The organism is Yoonia sp. (assembly GCF_017854415.1).
GTDB lineage: Bacteria > Pseudomonadota > Alphaproteobacteria > Rhodobacterales > Rhodobacteraceae > Yoonia.
The window spans coordinates 1-3,595 of sequence record NZ_JAFMHR010000244.1; the positions used below are offsets into that span (position 1 = coordinate 1).

At 40.9% G+C, this 3,595-nt stretch carries 6 protein-coding genes; all 6 read right to left on the bottom strand.

Annotation, left to right across the window (positions count from 1 at the left end):
- Positions 1-420: 420 nt before the first annotated feature.
- Positions 421-849: a hypothetical protein gene (locus tag QZ197_RS16070; protein ID WP_296433273.1), complete on the bottom strand. Its 429-nt coding sequence runs from the start codon at positions 847-849 to the stop codon at positions 421-423.
- Between the two features lie 241 nt (positions 850-1,090).
- On the bottom strand, positions 1,091-1,591 hold the full coding sequence (locus QZ197_RS16075; protein WP_296433274.1) for a hypothetical protein: 501 nt from the start codon (positions 1,589-1,591) through the stop codon (positions 1,091-1,093).
- Positions 1,592-1,712: 121 nt separating this feature from the next.
- Positions 1,713-2,078 carry a hypothetical protein gene (locus tag QZ197_RS16080; protein WP_296433277.1) on the bottom strand — a complete coding sequence of 122 codons (366 nt, stop codon included), beginning with the start codon at positions 2,076-2,078 and terminating at the stop codon, positions 1,713-1,715.
- A 123-nt stretch (positions 2,079-2,201) separates the two neighbouring features.
- Positions 2,202-2,648 carry a hypothetical protein gene (locus tag QZ197_RS16085; protein WP_296433279.1) on the bottom strand — a complete coding sequence of 149 codons (447 nt, stop codon included), beginning with the start codon at positions 2,646-2,648 and terminating at the stop codon, positions 2,202-2,204.
- A 68-nt stretch (positions 2,649-2,716) separates the two neighbouring features.
- On the bottom strand, positions 2,717-3,217 hold the full coding sequence (locus QZ197_RS16090; RefSeq protein WP_296433280.1) for a hypothetical protein: 501 nt from the start codon (positions 3,215-3,217) through the stop codon (positions 2,717-2,719).
- 95 nt (positions 3,218-3,312) lie between these two features.
- Positions 3,313-3,595: hypothetical protein (locus QZ197_RS16095; protein ID WP_296433282.1), on the bottom strand; the 283-nt coding region annotated here is incomplete at its 5' end.

Below are 3,595 nucleotides of genomic sequence, written 5' to 3' on the forward strand. Positions count from 1 at the left end.
CGCCGCTATTCGTAGACTGCGTCTACGAATAAATATCTACAGCAGTCTGCGACTGCGGGGCTAGCCGCAACCTGCCGCCAACCTAAGCTCAAATCCATTGCTCGCCGCTATTCGTAGACTGCGTCTACGAATAAATATCCACAGCAGTCTGCGACTGCGGGGCTAGCCGTAACTTGCCGCCAACCTAAGCTCAAATCCATTGCTCGCCGCTATTCGTAGACTACGTCTACGAATAAATATCTACAGCAGTCTGCGACTGCGGGGCTAGCCGTAACCTGCCGCCAACCAAAAGCTCAAATCCATTGCTCGCCGCTATTCGTAGACTGCGTCTACGAATAAATATCCACAGCAGTCTGCGACTGCGGGGCTAGCCGTAACTTGCCGCCAACCTAAGCTCAAATCCATTGCTCTTCCACCCCGCTAATCCGACCAATAGCTATCCGCTTCCCTGATTAGTTGGCGGAAATCCAAAAGCTTTCCTTCCCAACCTGGCAACAACGAATCCTCAAGCGCTACCTCACCATAAATGGTATACAATAGCTTATGGTCAAAATCACAATACACCATCGGAATAAAGAATCTCTTCTGATAATCATTTGATTGCTCCTTTATTCTTTCGTAGGCTTTGCGCACAAAAGAATTAGACAATCTATACGGCTCAACCTTGGTTAGGAACACCGCGGCCTTGTCTTCATCGCTCAAATCATTTGATATCCCGATCTGACTCCATTGGTTCATCAGCCAATAATCGATTGGGATACAATACCAGGAACCAACTCCTCTTGCGACAACATATGACAACAAATCATAATTGGGCCTGAAGCTTTCTATGAAGTTTTTAATAGTCATTCATCAATTGTGGTTCTCTGGCCATTTTGGTGATTAAAGCCAAGCAAAAACAAGCATGTCAGAGAAGGTGTTTTTTTACTATTTTAATTTCAATTCAAACGCAGCGCTTAGCTCAGCTACATCCAGTAAATTTAGTGAAAAATATTTCAACAATTAAGTCTGTTTGGTGAAATAATTTTGCACTATTTTTTAAAACACCATGAAACTATTATTGAAAATAGTTCAGACCAACAGAAACGTTCTATTTGACATATTGCAATTGCTGATTCGCAAGTATTGCAATTTTTTCATTTTCACTTAATGCCAATTCTTTTAAATACTGTACTGCTGCTGCCGTTCCAATATCTCTTAAGGCCCACATACATTTTGTAGGTATACTATGAGTATCTGAGGGAGGATAAAGGGCTATCGCATTGCTAATGCATTTAGCGCTTTTACCATCCTTGATATATTGTAACAATTCAACTACAAATTCAAGGTTGTAGGGTAATATGTCAGGCTTCTCCAGTAGCTTACAAAGCAGGTGCGTATACCGGTTATCTAAATACCGGTTACACGACAAAGCGTATAGTAGAGCCTCTATCTCTAAAGGTTCTAGCGGGGAACGTTTTAGCGCTTTTTCTATTAAGTCTTTGATTTCAAAAAAATGGTCTTCTTTATTTTTATTTGAAAAATAGTCCGAAATAACAGCCAATGGCGCCTGCTTTTCAGCTACCGCCCGTATCATTTTTGTAATCTCCATAGCATTGATTGAGTAATTTAAAATTGATCGAATTATTGATAAACGTCATTTCACCCTATTGCAGCCCCCGCTATTCGTAGAATGCATCCACGAATAGCGGGAAAAAGTCAAGACAAAGTGGTCAGATCAAGGTCAACGTTTCCCAAAATCTGGCAGACACGGGAATATGTGTTAAAAAAGTAGGCTGATCTGCTACCCAAACACCCTGCCAATCAGCGGGCACCCGGCTTTCAAGCGCCTGGTCATAAAAGTTATTGATTAGCAGTTGTTTGTCAAAATCAATGATCAATTGTGGCAAATGACGCTGCTTGCACTCACTGGAAAATGACCAGGGATTTATCTTTAGCTTTTCTATGTACTCAAAATAAACGCCTTGCCTTATCCGCTCGCTCCAACCATCAATTAACCACCACGAGTTCTCCCCATAATAGTAGGCCTCCTGGTTAGCTCTGATGGTATAAACCACAATACCTCCTGTTAATTTCATCTTTTAGCTATTTAAGTCCTCCGAGGCAGGATTTGTGAATGCTGACTTTCTCCGCTATTCGCAGACTGCGTCTACGAATCCATATCCGCGGCAGCTGTGCTGCCAACCCAAGGCTCAATTCTCTTACCTGGGGTGTTTTTGTTTAAACGATGTTTCTACTTCCCAGTACCTATACGCTGCTGGAATTTCATCCAAAAAATCGCTGTGCTGTCCTGTCCAGTCCGGAGGTACGTTCTGGTAAAGTAATTGCTCGAAAAATCTAGACTTCAGCATTTTTTTATCAAAATCCACATACAACATCGGTGTATGGGCCTCCATAACAAATCTCAGTTCCTTTTTTTCCAATCTATTGAACGCTGCTTTTAAGCTATCTACCGCAACTTTATCCTCAGAAAGTCGCTGTAGGCCTTGCTCAACATAATCTTCATTTTCACCTGTAGCCCAATAAGGCCAGCTGTCTAGAAGCCAATCGGATTTGTCAGAGAAAAAGTATTGCCATGCTTGCTTTCTCTTGACAAGAACAAAAATATTACGGACAAAATCATTCGTCTCTAAGTGTAAGTTCTTCATTTCTAAAAAGGATAAGTTATAGCAGATCCTTGGATGTGCTGCCGTAAAATCAACCGCTCCGCTATTCGTTACGAATAGCGTGCGAGTCCTAGCCGCTCCACTTGGAATATTGCCGCATTTTTAACAATCTCATCATCGGAACGCGTAAAATTCACCAGCACTTCCTTTGAGTAGTCGCTATCTGTTTTCGCAATCCCCCACATGCATTTAGTCACGTAGGGTTCATAATCGTCAGATTCGAACAAGTAGGAGAATTTCAACGCTATTGATTCTTTAAAATACATCGTTGAGCAGCAATCTCTTAGGTCAAATTGCAAGATTCCAGCTATTGTATCATGGTACTTATGCCAATCCTGCAATAATAAGTCATTGTAAATACAGCAGACTCCATCTACAAACTTGGTCTTAAAAAAATACTGGGTGATTGAAAAAAGTAAATGCTCCTCTTTATGCAAAACAACCCAGCGAAATAGCTTAAACATCGACTCTGGTGACAACCCGTAGGAGAAGGTCGATTCAAACTCCTGCAGGGTAATGCTACCTAATGCAAAATCGCTCAATAAATTCATATCCGACTGTCCTATCATCTTGCACTGATTTTGTTAAAGTCAATTTAATTATCATTGTAAATACTCCTTCTCTGACATTTTTTTGTCCGCTCTGTTTAAACCAATCTGCGCTGCTTCCAGTATTGATATGCCGGGGGTATTAGTGCGTCAATTTCTCCATGCGCTCCTTTCCATCCAGCGGGCATAATCCGTTCAAGCTCTTGCTCTTGAAAATAGGACACGAAATATTGCTCATCAAAATCAATATACAATTTAGGCTTATTCTCCTCTAATTCAAATTCATCGTTTCTTTCGATGAGCTCCTGATAAGCAATTTCCAACTCTTTAATATTTATTTTGAATTTTTGGATAAATTCAAAATACAAACTTTCCAAATTA